13 protein-coding genes are annotated in these 15,211 nt (G+C 66.0%); 11 read left to right on the top strand and 2 right to left on the bottom strand.

From position 1 onward, the window contains the following. Positions 1 to 98 precede the first annotated feature (98 nt). On the top strand, positions 99 to 1,340 hold the full coding sequence (locus tag ACUY1T_RS10430; RefSeq protein ID WP_446022516.1) for a lipoprotein-releasing ABC transporter permease subunit: 1,242 nt from the start codon (positions 99 to 101) through the stop codon (positions 1,338 to 1,340). Then, positions 1,333 to 2,067: an ABC transporter ATP-binding protein gene (locus tag ACUY1T_RS10425; RefSeq protein WP_446022514.1), complete on the top strand. Its 735-nt coding sequence runs from the start codon at positions 1,333 to 1,335 to the stop codon at positions 2,065 to 2,067. Before ACUY1T_RS10430 ends, ACUY1T_RS10425 begins: the two co-directional genes overlap by 8 nt. Before the next feature lie 47 nt (positions 2,068 to 2,114). Here the strand turns inward: ACUY1T_RS10425 and ACUY1T_RS10420 are convergent, their stop codons facing one another. Further along, positions 2,115 to 2,654, bottom strand: coding sequence for a DUF2062 domain-containing protein (locus ACUY1T_RS10420; RefSeq protein WP_446022512.1), 540 nt, complete (start codon positions 2,652 to 2,654; stop codon positions 2,115 to 2,117). Between the two features lie 140 nt (positions 2,655 to 2,794). Here ACUY1T_RS10420 and ACUY1T_RS10415 point away from each other — a divergent pair, with 140 nt between their 5' ends. The 9 genes from ACUY1T_RS10415 (at position 2,795) to murB (ending at position 11,504) form a co-directional block, all read left to right on the top strand. Next, positions 2,795 to 5,074 (top strand): DNA internalization-related competence protein ComEC/Rec2, encoded by a 2,280-nt coding sequence (locus tag ACUY1T_RS10415; protein WP_446022510.1) that lies wholly within the window; start codon positions 2,795 to 2,797, stop codon positions 5,072 to 5,074. 32 nt (positions 5,075 to 5,106) lie between these two features. Continuing rightward, complete coding sequence (locus ACUY1T_RS10410) at positions 5,107 to 5,775, top strand: MotA/TolQ/ExbB proton channel family protein (protein ID WP_446022508.1); 669 nt, start codon at positions 5,107 to 5,109, stop codon at positions 5,773 to 5,775. Next, positions 5,772 to 6,200, top strand: coding sequence for an ExbD/TolR family protein (locus ACUY1T_RS10405; RefSeq protein ID WP_446022506.1), 429 nt, complete (start codon positions 5,772 to 5,774; stop codon positions 6,198 to 6,200). Before ACUY1T_RS10410 ends, ACUY1T_RS10405 begins: the two co-directional genes overlap by 4 nt. After that, positions 6,197 to 7,954 (top strand): lipid A export permease/ATP-binding protein MsbA, encoded by a 1,758-nt coding sequence (gene msbA / locus ACUY1T_RS10400; protein ID WP_446022504.1) that lies wholly within the window; start codon positions 6,197 to 6,199, stop codon positions 7,952 to 7,954. Before ACUY1T_RS10405 ends, msbA begins: the two co-directional genes overlap by 4 nt. Beyond that, a complete protein-coding gene (lpxK, locus tag ACUY1T_RS10395; protein ID WP_446022502.1) occupies positions 7,951 to 8,961 on the top strand; it encodes a tetraacyldisaccharide 4'-kinase in 1,011 nt (336 codons plus the stop codon). Before msbA ends, lpxK begins: the two co-directional genes overlap by 4 nt. A 67-nt stretch (positions 8,962 to 9,028) precedes the next feature. Then, positions 9,029 to 9,238 (top strand): Trm112 family protein, encoded by a 210-nt coding sequence (locus ACUY1T_RS10390; RefSeq protein WP_263583404.1) that lies wholly within the window; start codon positions 9,029 to 9,031, stop codon positions 9,236 to 9,238. After that, complete coding sequence (kdsB, locus tag ACUY1T_RS10385; protein WP_446022500.1) at positions 9,238 to 10,011, top strand: 3-deoxy-manno-octulosonate cytidylyltransferase; 774 nt, start codon at positions 9,238 to 9,240, stop codon at positions 10,009 to 10,011. Before ACUY1T_RS10390 ends, kdsB begins: the two co-directional genes overlap by 1 nt. Positions 10,012 to 10,020: 9 nt before the next feature. Next, a complete protein-coding gene (locus ACUY1T_RS10380; RefSeq protein WP_446022499.1) occupies positions 10,021 to 10,500 on the top strand; it encodes a low molecular weight protein-tyrosine-phosphatase in 480 nt (159 codons plus the stop codon). Further along, entirely contained in the window at positions 10,497 to 11,504 is a 1,008-nt protein-coding gene (murB, locus tag ACUY1T_RS10375; protein WP_446022497.1) for a UDP-N-acetylmuramate dehydrogenase, read from the top strand. Before ACUY1T_RS10380 ends, murB begins: the two co-directional genes overlap by 4 nt. 93 nt (positions 11,505 to 11,597) lie before the next feature. Here murB and rne read toward each other — a convergent pair whose 3' ends face one another. Continuing rightward, positions 11,598 to 14,702, bottom strand: a complete 3,105-nt coding sequence (gene rne, locus ACUY1T_RS10370; protein ID WP_446022494.1) for a ribonuclease E — start codon at positions 14,700 to 14,702, stop codon at positions 11,598 to 11,600. Positions 14,703 to 15,211: the final 509 nt, after the last annotated feature.

The raw sequence follows: 15,211 nt of genomic DNA, 5'->3' as shown, positions 1-15,211 counted from the left end.
GCGCCGGCAATGTTGCAAGCATTGGGCAATCCGCACGCACCCGATGCAGCGCAGCGCAAAAAACCGTACCATGGCCCCCTCTGACAAGGAACGCGATGATGCTCGACCGCCTGCCACTGCTGATCGGGTTGCGCTATGTGCGCGCCAAGCGCCGCAACCACTTCATTTCCTTCATATCCCTTACCTCCATGCTGGGCCTGATGCTGGGCGTGGCGGTGCTGATCCTGGTGCTCTCGGTGATGAACGGTTTCGATCACGAGCTGCGCACCCGTATTCTCGGCATGGTGCCGCACACAAAGATCGAGGCGCGCAGCGGCCTGGTCGAGTGGGAAGCCTTGGCCGAGCAGCTGATGCAGCGCGAGCGGGTAATCGGCGCCGCGCCCTATGTGCAGCAGCAGGGCATGTTCTCGGTGAGCGGGCGCAACGAGGGCGCCATGGTCAACGGCATCCATCCCGAGTGGGAGGATCGCGTCTCGATCATCGGCCGCCACATGCGCCAGGGCAGCCTCGACGACCTGCAGCCGGGTGAGTGGAACATCGTGTTGGGGTCGTTGCTGGCGCGCCATCTGGGCGTGGGCGTGGGGGATCGTGTCACGCTGCTGGTGCCTGAGGCGTCGATTACCCCAGCCGGCGTCTTCCCACGCCTCAAGCGCTTCACGGTGAGTGGCATCTTCAGCGTCGGCGCCGATCTCGATGCCAACCTGGCCTACGCCAACCTCGAGGACATGCAGACCCTGGCGCGCCTGGGTGATGCCGTGGGAGGGCTGCGCCTGGAACTGGATGACCTGTTCGTCGCCGGTAGTGAGACCCGGGCCATCGTCAACGAGCTGGGTACTGGCTATCGTGGTATCGACTGGACCTTCTCCCACGGCAACCTGTTCCAGGCGATCCAGATGGAGAAGCGCATGATTGCGCTGCTGCTCACGGTGATCATCGCCGTGGCGGCCTTCAACATCGTCTCGACCCTGGTCATGGTGGTGACCGACAAGCATGCAGATATCGCCATCCTGCGCACCATTGGCGCCACGCCACGCTCGATCATGGGCATCTTCGTGGTGCAGGGAATGGCAATCGGGGTGATCGGCATCGCCATCGGCGTGGGGCTCGGCATCCTGCTGGCGCTGACCGTCTCCGATCTCATCGGCTGGGTGGAGTCGGCGCTCGGTATCCAGTTCCTCGATGCTGGCGTCTATTTCATCAGCGACCTGCCGTCACGCCTGCACTGGGCCGACGTGCGCGACATCGTTGCCGCCGCTTTTGGCCTGACTTTCCTGTCCACCCTCTATCCAGCCTGGCGCGCCTCGCGTGTGCAGCCCGCGGAGGTACTGCGCTATGAGTGATTCAGCCATCGTGAACAAGGAAAATCTCGTACAACGCACGGCCAGTGGCAAGGTGATGCTGGCCTGCCGCGACCTGACCCGGATCTACCGCGAGGGCCCCCAGGACGTTACCGTGCTCGACGGTCTGTCGCTCGAGGTGTGTGCCGGCGAGCGGGTTGCCGTAGTGGGTAGCTCAGGGTCGGGCAAGACCACGCTGCTCAATCTTCTGGGTGGGTTGGATCGCCCCACGCGTGGCGAGGTGGCGATCGCAGGCGAATCCTTGCTCGACTTGGGCGAGGCGGCGCTGGGGCGCTTTCGCAATCGCCACATCGGCTTCGTCTATCAGTTCCATCACCTGTTGGCTGAATTCACTGCCCTGGAGAACGCTGCGCTGCCGCTGATCATTCGCGGCCAGCGCAAGAAGGTCGCCGAGGCGCGGGCTCGCGAATTGCTGGTCAAGGTGGGCATCGAGCACCGGGCCGACCACAAGCCGGGCGAGCTCTCGGGTGGCGAGCGCCAGCGCGTGGCCATCGCCCGGGCATTGGTCACCGACCCTAGCCTGGTGCTGATGGACGAGCCCACCGGCAACCTGGATCAGAGTACCGCGGCCAGCATCCTGGCACTGATGGATGAGCTGGCGCGTACCACGGAATGTGCATTCGTGGTGGTGACCCATGATCTCTCGCTTGCCGCTCATCAGGATCGGGTGATGAAGCTCGATGGAGGGCGTCTGGCCGAGCAGCATTGAGCCAGGTCGATTTGAGTCTCCTTCCGAGCCCTCGCTTCAGCGGGGGCTCAATCCTCCATCTCGAGCCGGCGCAGCCGGCGCTTCGTGGCACGCTGCTTCCAGCTGCGCGAGATGTGCCAGCGCCACACCAGGCGCACCAGCAGGTTGCCCACGATGGCCAGTACGATAGCCGTCACTACTGAACCCAGTGCCAGGGCAGGCAGGATGTCGGCCATGCGTTCGGCGATCCAGCGGGTCGAGATGCGGGCGGGCGCCTCCCGCGCCGGGGTATCCATCAGCCAGGCACCGATACGGTAGTTGCCATAGAAGATCAGCGGCATGGTCAGGGGGTTGGTGATCCACACCAGGCCTACGGAGAGCGGCAGGTTGCAGCGCAGGATCCAGGCGCCGAAGGCGGCGACCACCATCTGGAAAGGGATCGGCAGCATGGCGCTGAACAGGCCCACCGAAAAGGCGTTGGCCACGGTGCGCCGGGAGAGCGCCCACAGCCCGGGGTCGCCGATCATACGACTCATGAAGCGCAGCGAACGCTGACGCCTGAGCGTTTCGGGATTGGGCATGTAGCGCTGCAGGAATCGGCGCGGCATGTCGGATTGGCTCGCTGCTTCGGGACCCGGGTATTATCCATGTATGGGTGGCGGGCCGCCATGCTGGGTGCGGAATATGCCCCAACGGAATGAGCCGGAGCCGGGGTGGGAAGGAAAGGGGCGAGGGAGTGCGACTGGGCATGGCGTTGCCGCTGGCGCTGGCGGCACTGATTGGCGTGGTGTTGGGGCACTGGGCACCGCCAGGGCTGTTCGAAGCCTGGGCGTTGTGCCTGTTGCTATGGCTCGGTCGCGGTCATTGGCGCGTCGTCGGGTTGGGGGTTGTGGTTGCCGCTACGGCGACCCAGGTCATGCTGGCCAAGGGCGCCGTACTGCCCGATGGGCTATTGCGAGCCGATCTTGCTCTGGAGGGGCGCATCGAGTCCGTCGAGGATGAAGAGCGCCTCAGCCGCTTGATGGTGCGGGTCGATGCATGCCGGCCATTGGATACCGGCAGGCTGCCGTGCGATACCTTGCGTCGAGTGCGGCTCAGCTTCTACCAGGCGCCCGAGATGCGATCGGGAGAGCGTTGGGCCATGACCGTGCGGCTGAGGCCGCCGGCGGGTTTCGCCAATCCCGCTACCTTCGACTACGGCGCCTGGCTATGGCGCGAGGGTATCCAGGCCACCGGCTATGTACGCAGCGAGCCTGCCGCCGAGCGGCTGGCGGCGGCGCCGACGTCGTTGCGACAACGAGCGCTTGACTACCTCGACGAACAGGCGCTTTCCCCGCCAACCCTGCGCTGGCTGGCCGCCCTGACCCTGGGGGCGGGGGAACGGCTCGAGCGTGACGACTGGGATCTGCTCAATGCCAGCGGTACGACCCATCTGGTAGTGATTTCCGGCCTGCATGTGGGGTTGGTGGCAACCTTCACGTTGTTGGTGGCGCGCGGCCTGGCCCGGCTGGCCGTGCCGCGCCGATGGCGAATGGCAATCTGGCCGTGGTGGCTGGCTGGCGCCGCGGCCGTCGGCTATGCCTGGCTGGCGGGGCTGCAGCCGCCGGCCATGCGTGCCATGATCATGACCCTGGTGGGGCTGTGGGTGGCCAGCGGGCGGCACGCGCCTGGCCCATGGCAGGCGTGGTGGCTGGCCTTGGGCCTGGTGGTAGTGCTCGACCCGCTGTCGGCCTGGCGCCCCGGGCTGTGGCTGTCGTTCCTGGCCGCGGCGCTGCTGATCCTGATCTGGCAGGGGCGACCGCGACCGCGGGGCGTGTCCGGCTGGGGCTGGGGGCTGGTGCGCACGCAGCTACTGCTGGCTCCGCTGATGGCCGCTGCCGTGCTACTGGCGTTCGCCCGACTGGCCCCGGCGGCGCCGCTGGTCAACCTGGTGGCGGTGCCGCTGGTGAGTCTCCTGCTGGTGCCGCTCGGCTTGCTGGGCTGGCTATTCGCGCCCATGCCTTACCTCGGCAGCTTGTGTTGGTGGCTGTTCGAACGTACTGCACGATTTCTGGTAGGGCTGCTCGAGCTGGCCGTGGAGCGCTTGCCGCTGTGGTGGCCTTCCCCCGAGCAGGTCCAGCCGCTGGCGCTGATGCTTGGTCTCGTGGCGTTGGTGTGGGTACTTCCCGGCCTGGCCAGGGCGCTGCGCCTGGGGGCCTCGCTGCTGCTGGTGCCGGCCATGCTGGGACTGACGGCGTCGGTGCCCGAGCCAGGCGCTCTGCGGGTAAGGGTCCAGGACGTCGGCCAGGGCCAGCTGATCGAGCTGCGCAGCGCCAACTATCGCCTGCTCTACGATACCGGGCCCCGCTTCGCATCGGGTTTTGCTCCACTGAGTTCGCTGTGGTCGTCGGGTCAGCATTTCGACGATGTGATGGTCAGCCACGACGATCTCGATCATGCCGGTGGTGTTGCCGTCCTGGCCGAGCAGCATACGGTGGGGAGGTTCCTGGCACCGCCCGGCGAGTCGATCGGCGTGCCTTTCGAGACCTGCTTGCGAGGGCAGGCCTGGCAGCGGGATGGGGTGTCCTATCGGGTGCTCTGGCCGCCCGAGGAGACGGAGCCTCTTGCCAGCAACGATCGCTCTTGCGTGCTGGAAGTGACGGCTGGCAGCGATCGCTTGCTGATCACCGGTGATGTCGGGAGAGAGATCGAGCGTCAATTCCTGTTGGACGTCACGCTTCCGGTGACCCTGCTGGTGGCGGGGCACCACGGCAGCCGCACCAGCTCGGGGCCGCAGCTGGTGCAGTGGGTAACACCGCGGCACGTGATCTATAGCGCTGCACGTCATGGCGCCTTCGGCCACCCCCACGACGAAGTGGTGCGACGCTTTCGGCGTGCCGGGAGCTGCCAGTGGAGCACCGCCCTGGATGGCGCCGTGACCTTCTGGCTCGGCCGCGAGGAGGAGGTCTCGCCGCGTGCTGTGCGTGGCATGCCCTGGCGTCGCGGCGGTGTCGAAGGCAGGTGCCATGCGGTAGAATCGCGCCATTGATCGCGGCGGTCGTTGCGTGAAAGGGGAAACCGATGGACATGATGGATGCGCTCATTGCCGGTGGCTGGCTGATGATCCCGCTGCTGGGATGTTCACTGCTGGCGACGGTGATCATCATCGAGCGCCTCTGGACCCTGCGTGCCAAGCGTATCGCGCCGTATGGCCTGGGTCAGGAGGTCTGCTCACTGGTGGCGCGCGGCCAGGTCAACCTCTACTGGCTGGAGAGCCATTCGCCGCTGGGCGGTGTTCTGGCTGCCGGGCTGCGCAATGCGCGGCTGGGGCACGAACAGGTCAGGGCGCGGCTACAGGAGGCGGCGACGGCCGTCATCCACGACATGGAGCGCTTCCTGAGCCCCCTGGGCACCATTGCCGCCATCACCCCATTGATCGGGCTACTGGGCACTGTCGTGGGCATGATCGAGGTGTTCGCGGTGATCGTTTCCGCCGATGGTGCCGGGCGCACCGCGGAACTGGCCGGCGGTATCTCACGTGCCCTGGTCACCACCGCGGCGGGCCTCACCGTGGCGATTCCGGCGCTGATGTTTCATCGCTATTTCCTGCGCCGGGTCGAGGAGATTACCGTGCGTATGGAGGAGCAGGCCGGACAGGTGGTCGAGTTTCTCGCCCACTACCGTGGAGAGGTGGGTTTCCAGGAACAGCACGAGGGCGAGCTTCCAAGCACGGAGACCCGCGGCTCGTGAGGTTTACGCGTCGTCGTCGCGACCCGGTGGAGGTCAACCTCACGCCGCTCATCGACGTGGTCTTCCTGCTGCTGATTTTCTTCATGGTATCGACCACCTTCGAAACCCGTCAGGCGCTCGAACTCACGCTTCCCGAGAGTGCTGCCGGGGTTGAACTCGAGATTTCGCCGGTCACGCTGGTGGTGACCGAACAGGGGCACTACCGGCTGGGCGAGCGTGAACTCTCCGCCGCTGAGCTTGGCGAGGCGCTCGCCGCGGAGGCCGACCAGGCCAGGCTGCACGGAATGGTGGTCGAGGCCGATGCCCGGGCGATGCATGCCGACGTGGTGCGGGCGCTCGACCAGGCGGGAATGCTTGGCATTCGCCAAGTTCGCATCGCCACGCGGGAAACACAGGCTACTTCCACGCAAGCGGAGACACCGTGACTCAAGACCGGACCCAACACTCGGGCTGGACCCTCTACAAGCAGCTGCTGGCTTACGTGAAGCCCCACTGGATCTCCTTTTCCCTGGCGATCGTCGGCTACGCGATCTATGCGGCTTCCAGCACGGCCCTGGCCGAGATGATGAAGCGGCTGATCGATGGCATTCAGGACCCGGATGCCACCTTTCGTCTTTTTCTGCCGCTGTTCGTGGTGTTCATGTTCGCCGCCCGGGGATTGGGTACCTTCCTCGGCACTTACTTCATGAGCAACGTGGCGCGCAACGTGGTGCATGCCCTGCGCTGCAACGTGTTCAATCACATGCTGCATCTGCCGGGGCGCTTCTTCGATGCCCACTCCAGCGGGCATTTGATCTCGCGGGTCACCTACCACGTGGAGCAGGTCACCGGGGCGGCGACCAACGCCATCACCATCCTGCTGCGGGAAGGGTTGTTCGTGATCGGCCTGCTGGCCTACCTGCTGTGGACTAACTGGATGCTGACCCTGCTGTTCCTGGCGGTGACACCGCTGATCGGCGGGGTGGTGAGCTATGCCAGCAAGCGTTTCCGTCGCATTTCCCAGCGTATCCAGGACTCGATGGGCGATGTGACCCACGTGGCCTCCGAGGCCATCACGGGGTATCGCGTGGTGCGCACCCATGGTGCCGAGGCGTATGAGAAGGCGCGCTTTGCCCGGGCCAGCGACTACAACCGCCAGCAGAAGATGAAGGAAGCCCTGACCAAGGCGATCAGCACGCCGGTGATCCAGCTCATGATCGCGGTGTCGCTGGCCGTATTGGTGTGGCTGGCGATGTCGCCGGCGCTATTGGCCGACATGACCCCCGGCGAGTTCGTCGCCTTCATCACCGCCGCCTCGCTGATGGCCAAGCCGGTGCGTCAGCTCACCGAGATCAACAGCGAGATCCAGAAGGGCATCGCCGCCGCCGATGAACTGTTCGGCCTGATGCAAGTACCGCTCGAGCCCGATGAGGGAACCCGCGAGCCCGAGCGCCTCAAGGGCCGGGTCGAGCTGCGCGGGGTACGCTTCCGCTACAGCGACGATCAGCCCGAGGTCCTCAAGGACATCAACGTCGTCATCGAGCCGGGCGAGATGATTGCCATCGTGGGGCGCTCCGGAAGCGGCAAGTCGACCCTGGCCGGGTTGTTGCCACGTTTCTATCGTCCCACCGCCGGCCAGGTGCTGATCGACGACGTGCCCATCGACGAATACCGCCTGGCGCCGTTGCGCCGCCAGATTGCGCTGGTGTCGCAGCAGGTCACCCTGTTCAACGCCAGCGTGGCCGACAATATCGCCTATGGCGTACCTCAAGCCGAGCCCAGCAGCATCGAGGCGGCGGCGAAGGCGGCCTATGCCCATGAATTCATCGAGCGGCTGCCTGACGGCTACGACACCATCGTCGGCGACAACGGCGTGATGCTCTCCGGCGGGCAGCGCCAGCGCCTCGCCATTGCCCGGGCGATCTTCAAGGACTCGCCCCTGTTGGTGCTCGACGAGGCCACATCGGCGCTGGACAGCGAGTCGGAACGCTATATCCAGCAAGCGCTCGAGGTGGTCTGCCGCGGGCGTACCACGCTGGTCATCGCCCATCGGCTCTCCACCATCGAGCGTGCCGACCGCATCCTGGTGATGGAGCAGGGCCAGATCGTCGAGCAGGGCAACCATGCCGAACTGCTGGCGCGTGACGGCGCCTATGCCGCGCTGCACCGGCTGCAGTTCCAGGAAGTCTCGGTGTCATGAACCATGGCCTGGGCGAGCGCTGGCTGCAGGCGGCCTATGGTGATGCCGCCTGGCTCGGGACGCTGCGGCCGCTCGAGGCGGTGTATCGCTGGGCGATGGCGCGTCGTGCTGCGGCCTATCGTGATGGGCGGCGCAAGGTATGGCGAGCCGAAGTGCCGGTGATCGTGGTCGGCAACGTGACCCTGGGCGGCACGGGCAAGTCGCCCCTGGTGGCCTGGCTGGCGCGCTACCTGACCGAGCATGGCTGGCGGCCGGGCATCGTGTCGCGGGGCTATGGGGGCGAGGCGGGGCAGGGCGCAGGCTATCCTTTACATGTCACGACCCAGACGCCCATCGCCCAGAGCGGCGACGAGCCGCGTATGCTGGCGCGCCAGACCGGCCTGCCGGTGGTGGTCGACCCCGACCGCCCGCGCGGGGCCCGGGCGCTGCTCGAACTGGGCTGCGACATCCTGCTCAGTGACGATGGCCTGCAACACCTGGCGCTGGGGCGTGACCTCGAGCTGGTGGTGGTGGACGGCCGTCGTGGCTTCGGCAACGGGCATTGCCTGCCGGCAGGGCCCCTGCGCGAGCCGCTGACGCGCCTGGCCGAAGTGGATGCGGTGTTGATCAACGGAGCGCCGGCCTTTGCGCCTCCCGCCGGAGCCTGGACCTTTCACCTGGCTCCGTCGCGCTGGCGTTCGTTGGCGGATGGCATGGCGTGGCCTCTGGAGCCGGCGCCTTTCCGGGGGGCGGTGCATGCCGTGGCGGGCATCGGCAATCCCGGGCGCTTCTTCGACACCCTGGCGGCGCTGGGCGTAGAGGCCAAGCCGCATGCCTTTGCCGATCATCATCGCTTCACGCTGCAGGACCTGACCTTCGACGATGGTCTGCCGGTAGTGATGACGGCCAAAGATGCCGAGAAGTGCGACGCCATGACCCTGGAGCAGGGTTGGGTGCTCGAGGTCGAAGCCGCGCCGCCGGCGGACTTCGTGGCCTGGCTGGACAGGCGGCTGGCAGGGCTGCGATAACCGTAGGGTCGAATGGGTGAGAGCATGCAACTCGTGGACGGAATTCGTAGACGATAGAGGTGAAACGATGGACAAGGAACTGCTGGCCATGCTGGTCTGCCCGCTGTGCAAGGGCAAACTCAAGTACGACCGCGAGGCCCAGGAGCTGCTGTGCCACTATGACGGCCTGGCCTATCCGGTGCGCGACGGTATTCCGGTCATGTTGCCCGAGGAGGCGCGGCGGATGGAGGTCGACGAGAAGCTACCGCCTTCTCCCGGTCGCACCGGGGAGGCGTGATGAGGCAGGACAACGCCTTCATTGCAGTGATTCCGGCACGCTTCGGCTCCTCGCGCCTGCCGGGCAAGCCCTTGCTCGACATTGCCGGCGAGCCCATGGTGACCCATGTCTGGCGCCGTGCCAGCGAGAGCGCAGCCAGTCGCGTGGTGGTGGCCACCGACGATGCCCGCATACGCGATGCCCTGTTGCCGCTGGGCGCCGAGGTGGTGATGACTCGGGCCGACCATCCCACCGGTACCGACCGGCTGAGCGAGGTCGCCGATCATCTGGGGCTCGCCGACGATGCCGTGCTGGTCAACGTCCAGGGTGACGAACCGCTGATCCCGCCGCGCCTGATCGACCAGGTTGCCATGCGGTTGCATGATGACCCGGGCGCCTCCATCGCTACCCTTGCCGAGCCGATCGCCGACGTCGAGACGCTATTCAATCCCAACGTGGTCAAGGTGGTGCGGGCTCTCTCGGGGCGTGCGTTATATTTCTCTCGGGCTCCCATCCCATGGGATCGCGAGTCGTTCGCTGCGCGCCCCGAGCGGCTCGAGACCGATGCCTGGCTCCGCCATATCGGACTCTACGCCTATCGTGCCGCTTTTCTGGCCGAGTATCGCGACTGGAGTCCCTCGGCGCTGGAACAACTGGAGCAGCTGGAGCAGCTCCGGGCGCTGCACCACGGCCATGCGATCCAGGTGGCGCTGGCCGCCGAGCCCAATCCGGCCGGTGTCGACACGCTCGAGGACCTGGAGCGTGTCAGGGCCTTGCTGACCGCGAATACATAAGGAGTGCCGATGCGCGTTCTATTCGTCTGTCTCGGTAACATCTGCCGTTCGCCCACCGCCGAAGGTGTGTTTCGTCGGGAGCTCGAGTCGGCAGGGTTGACGCATCGTGTGGAGGTCGACTCGTGCGGTATCGGCGACTGGCACGTGGGCAAGTCACCCGACCCGCGCTCCGCGGCGGCCGCCCGCCGGCGCGGCATCGACCTGAGCGGGCTGCGTGCACGCCAACTGGCGGCCGAGGATTTCCAGCGCTTCGATTATCTCCTGGCCATGGATCACGACAACCTGGCGGCTCTGCGGCAGCAGTGCCCTGATGGCTGCCGAGCCCACATTAGTCTTTTCCTCGATTTTGCCGGTCATGTCGACCGCCCGGTGCCCGATCCCTACTACGGCGGGGAGCGGGGCTTCGAGGAGGTGCTGGACCTGATCGAGTCCGCTTCCCGTGGCCTGGTCGAGGATATTTCCCGGCGGCTCGAGGGGCAGCGGCATTGAGCGATTCCATTCTGGCCGATCATGATCTGAGCCCGGCCAATACCTTGGGATTGCCCTGTCGTGCCGAGCGTTTCGCCGCACCAGCCACCATTGGGTCGCTGCGCCGGTTGCTGTGTCTGACGGCCGAGCAGAACTGGCCACTGACCGTGCTGGGCGGTGGCAGTAACCTGATTCTGCCCGAGTATCTGCCGGGGCTGGTGCTTCAGCCGATGCTGCGTCATTGGTGGCTGGAACGGCAGGGTAGCGGCGTGTTGGTACACGTCGGGGCGGGGGTCGAATGGCATTCGCTGGTCATGGCCCTGGCCGGCCGTGGGCTGTGGGGCACGGAGAACCTGGCGCTGATACCGGGCTTGTGTGGTGCCGCACCGATCCAGAACGTCGGTGCCTATGGCGTCGAGCTGGGCGAAGTGCTCGAGGCGGTCCAGGTGCTGTTCGTGGAGGATGGCCGCAGCGCCGTACTCACTCCCGAAGAGTGTGCCTTCGGCTATCGTGACAGCATCTTCAAGGGAGAGCTGGAGGGCAGGGTGGTCATTACCGGCTTGACCTTGCGTCTGTCTCGGGTGGCTTCCCCGCGCCTGGCGTATGGCGACCTGGCCCAGCGGGTCGGGCCGCGCCCGAGCCCACTCGAGGTGGCCGAGGCGGTATGCGCCATTCGTCGCGAGAAGCTGCCTGACCCGGCAGAGCTTGGCAATGCCGGCAGCTTCTTCAAGAATCCCATCGTCGAGCGGAAGCAGGCTGAAGAAATGCTGTCGTCATGGCCCGCTATGCCGTATTTCGAACTGACGGATGGGCGTGTCAAGCTGGCAGCCGGCTGGCTGATCGACCGCTGTGGGCTCAAGGGGTGGCGATCGGGCCATTTCGGCGTGCACGACCGCCAGGCTTTGGTACTGGTTCACTTTGGGGGAGGCAGCGCGGCAGAGTTGCTGGCCTTTGCCGATCGCGTGGTCGCGCAGGTTCAGGCACGCTTCGGCGTAGTATTGGAGCGCGAACCCAGGTTGGCTTGATCTATCGCAAGCGAAGCCGCACCGTCAACGCCTGTTCCATTAACGAAAATGGCCCGCGCAGTGCGCGGGCCATTCGTTGACGGCAGGGGCTTGTCAGCCCTGGTTGCCTTTGTGCGCTTCCTGCTCGCGTCGACGGATCTCTCGCGGGTCATTGTGCGCGCGGCGACGTCGACGTGCGGCTGCAGGCGTCTCCTCGGCGGCAGGTTTTTCCGCCGAATCGGGTGCCTTGGGCTGTTCGGCTTTCGCCTCGGCCTCGACTGGCTTCTCCGCCGGCTTGGGTGCCTCCGCCTTGGGCTGTTCGGCTTTCGCCTGCTCGGCCTCGACTGGCTTCTCCGCCGGCTTGGGTGCCTCCGCCTTGGGCTGTTCGGCTTTCGCCTCGGCCTCGACTGGCTTCTCAGCCGGCTTGGGTGCCTCCGCCTTGGGCTGTTCGGCTGTCACCTGCTCGGCCTCGACTGGCTTCTCAGCCGGCTTGGGTGCCTCCGCCTTGGGCTGTTCGGCTGTCGCCTGCTCGGCCTCGACTGGCTTCTCCGCCGGCTTGGGTGCCTCCGCTTTGGGCTGTTCTGCCTTCTCCGGCTCGACTGGCTTCTCCGCCGGCTTGGGTGCCTCCGCCTTGGGCTGTTCGGCTTTCGCCTCGGCCTCGACTGGCTTCTCTGTCGGCTTGGGTGCCTCCGCCTTGGGCTGTTCGGCTTTCGCCTCGGCCTCGACTGGCTTCTCCGTCGGCTTGGGTGTATCCGCCTTGGGCTGCTCGGGCTTCACCGGCTCGGCAGGCTTCTCCGTCGGCTTGGGTGTATCCGCCTTGGGCTGCTCGGCCTTGGTCGGCTCAGCAGGCTTCTCTGTCGGCTTGGGTGCCTCCGCCTTGGGCTGCTCGGCAGGCTTCTCCGTCGGCTTGGGCGCATCCGCCTTGGGCTGCTCCGAACCTGCTTCTACCTGCTCGGGTGCTTCGGCCTGCAGGCGCTTCTGCTCGGCTTCGGCCTGCGGATTGATGGCGTGCTGGCGCGAGCGGTTGCGCGGGTTGTTACGCGTACGCTTGGGCTTGCCATCATCGGCTCCGGCCGGTTCGGCCTTCTGCTCGACGGGCTTTTCCTGAGGCTCGGCCTTCTGGCGGCGAGGGGTCTCGTCACGGCTGCGTGGCTTGGCCTGACGGCCTTCTTCGGTGGTCTGGGGCTTGTCGGCACGTGGCTGGCCGCGACCGCGTCCACCGCGTCCTTCATTGCGTCCCTCACTGCGGCCAGCTGTGCTGTCCTGGCGCGCCTCCTGGCGGGAGTCACTGCGAGCACTCTCCTGCTGGCGTGCCTGGCCGCGCTGGCTGCGACCGTCGTCCTGGGAGTCGCCGCGCGAACGACGCCGCTGTCGGCCGTTGCGCTCGCCACGCTCATCCTCGCCGCCGCGGGCCGGCGGGGGAGTGGCAGGCTTGCGGGGTTCCGCCGGCGTGGCCGTATCGCTCTCGGTACCGCCGAGCAACTTGCTGACGCCTTTCAACAGGCGACCGAGCACGCCGGCGGCGGGGGCTGCTGGAGCTGCAGGAGCAGGAGTAGTGGCCCGAGGGGCAGGCGCTTGCGGGGCCGGTTCCTGTTGCAGGGAGGCAGGCGCCGGCTCGTTATGGATCACCGTCTTCACGGCCGCCTCCGTGCGGGCAACCGGTTTGGCGATGCTGGTGTCCGGCTCCTTGCCGATCTCGGTATGTACCGAGAGTTCGAAGCTGGACTTGTCCTGGTCGCCTTCCTCTTCGATATGGTCGTCACGCAGGCGCTGCACGTCGTAGTGCGGCGTATCCATATCGGGGTTGGGCAGCACCAGCACGCGCACGTCCTGGCGCTTCTCGATGTCGGCCAGTACCGCACGCTTCTCGTTGAGCAGGTAGGTCGCCACCGGTACCGGCAGGATGGCGCGGATCTGGGCGCTGCGCTCCTTCATCGCCTCTTCCTCGATCAGGCGCATGATCGAGAGCGACAGCGAGCGCACGTCACGGATGGTGCCCTGGCCGTTGCAACGCGGGCAGACCACACCGCTGGTCTCGCCCAGCGACGGGCGCAAACGCTGGCGCGACATTTCCATCAGGCCGAAACGCGAGATGCGGCCGATCTGTACCCTTGCACGATCGAGCTTGAGCGCGTCGCGCATGCGGTTCTCGACTTCGCGCTGGTTGCGCGCCGGGCTCATGTCGATGAAGTCGATCACCACCAGGCCGCCGATGTCGCGCAGGCGCAGCTGGCGGGCGATCTCGTCGGCCGCCTCGAGGTTGGTCTGCAGCGCCGTCTCCTCGATGTCGCTGCCACGGGTGGCGCGCGCCGAGTTGATGTCGATGGAGACCAGTGCCTCGGTGTGGTCGATGACGATGGAACCACCGGAAGGCAGCTTCACTTCGCGCTCGTAGGCGGTCTCGATCTGGGATTCGATCTGGAAGCGCGAGAACAGCGGGACTTCATCGGCGTAGAGCTTGATCTTCTGCTGGTACGAAGGCATGACCTGGCGAATGAAGGCCAGGGCGCGCTCATGCACCGTCGGGTCATCGATGAGGACCTCACCGATATCCTGCCGCAGATAGTCGCGCATGGCGCGAATGATGACGTCGGATTCGCGATAGATCAGGAACGGCGCTGGGCGCTTGCCGGCCTCCTCGGTGATCGACTCCCATACCTGGACCAGGTAGTTGAGGTCCCACTGGAGTTCCTCGCTGCTGCGGCCGATACCGGCGGTGCGCACGATCACGCCCATCTTCTCCGGTACGGTGAGCTGGCCCATGGCTTCCTTGAGCTGGGTGCGCTCGTCGCCCTCGATGCGCCGCGAGATGCCGCCGGCACGCGGGTTGTTGGGCATCAGCACGAGGAAGCGGCCGGCCAGGCTGATGAAGGTGGTCAGCGCCGCCCCCTTGTTGCCGCGCTCCTCCTTGTCGACCTGGACGATGACTTCCTGGCCCTCCTTGAGCACCTCCTTGATGCTGGGGCGCCCCGAAGAATCCTTCAGGAAGTATTCGCGGGAAATTTCCTTGAGGGGAAGAAAACCATGACGATCGGCCCCGAAGTCGACGAAGGCGGCTTCGAGGGAGGGCTCGACGCGGGTGATCTTGCCGCGATAGATATTGGCTTTCTTTTGTTCCCTGGCACCCGATTCGATGTCCAGGTCATACAGGCGTTGTCCATCTACCAGCGCGACGCGCAGCTCTTCGGGCTGGGTCGCATTGATGAGCATCCGTTTCATGTTGTCTCGCAAACTGGACGCGCCGGTAGGCTTCGAAGAAGGCGAACCTCTGGGTGCTGCGTGCTTGTGCTCAGCGCATGTCGCGGATGCGCAGTGGCGCCCGATCGTGCCGGAACCGAAACGGGACCAGCACGACATGATCATGTTGAGTACGTGGCGGAGGCAGGACATGTCTCGGTGGGGCTTCTCCCATCCGGCCCTGCTGTCACCGCCAGACACCTGGCATTCATCGATTCGCCAACGCCGGCCACCGGCACGATGTGGAACGATTCCCGTGGCCACCGCTCGCTTGTCACTGTCGCGAGTCGGGTCCGGGCGTGGCGTCACTACTTGTCAACTTTCTTGCGTCTATCACTCGTTGGCGTCGGGACCCATTGTAGGGGTCGTCGCTGCCCGATTTCGTCGCTCCGGCCTGCGTGTCTGTCGTGCAGGCGCCATGGGACCGAAGGGATCCATCCGAGCGAGCTGGCAATATAGCAGTATTGGCAATCGGCAGCAATTGGCGCAGC

It is taken from the genome of Billgrantia sp. Q4P2, from assembly GCF_052806135.1.
The sequence above is the reverse complement of the archived record's forward strand: the minus strand, read 5'-3'. Positions and strand labels throughout refer to the sequence as shown.

What these genes read in the sequence shown, in the direction of transcription:
- ACUY1T_RS10430 (WP_446022516.1), top strand. Translation starts at nt 99, where the DNA reads ATGCTCGACCGCCTGCCACTGCTGATCGGGTTGCGCTATGTGCGCGCC.
- ACUY1T_RS10425 (WP_446022514.1), top strand. Translation starts at nt 1,333, where the DNA reads ATGAGTGATTCAGCCATCGTGAACAAGGAAAATCTCGTACAACGCACG.
- ACUY1T_RS10420 (WP_446022512.1), bottom strand. Translation starts at nt 2,654, where the DNA reads ATGCCGCGCCGATTCCTGCAGCGCTACATGCCCAATCCCGAAACGCTC.
- ACUY1T_RS10415 (WP_446022510.1), top strand. Translation starts at nt 2,795, where the DNA reads ATGGCGTTGCCGCTGGCGCTGGCGGCACTGATTGGCGTGGTGTTGGGG.
- ACUY1T_RS10410 (WP_446022508.1), top strand. Translation starts at nt 5,107, where the DNA reads ATGGACATGATGGATGCGCTCATTGCCGGTGGCTGGCTGATGATCCCG.
- lpxK (WP_446022502.1), top strand. Translation starts at nt 7,951, where the DNA reads ATGAACCATGGCCTGGGCGAGCGCTGGCTGCAGGCGGCCTATGGTGAT.
- ACUY1T_RS10390 (WP_263583404.1), top strand. Translation starts at nt 9,029, where the DNA reads ATGGACAAGGAACTGCTGGCCATGCTGGTCTGCCCGCTGTGCAAGGGC.
- kdsB (WP_446022500.1), top strand. Translation starts at nt 9,238, where the DNA reads ATGAGGCAGGACAACGCCTTCATTGCAGTGATTCCGGCACGCTTCGGC.
- ACUY1T_RS10380 (WP_446022499.1), top strand. Translation starts at nt 10,021, where the DNA reads ATGCGCGTTCTATTCGTCTGTCTCGGTAACATCTGCCGTTCGCCCACC.
- rne (WP_446022494.1), bottom strand. Translation starts at nt 14,702, where the DNA reads ATGAAACGGATGCTCATCAATGCGACCCAGCCCGAAGAGCTGCGCGTC.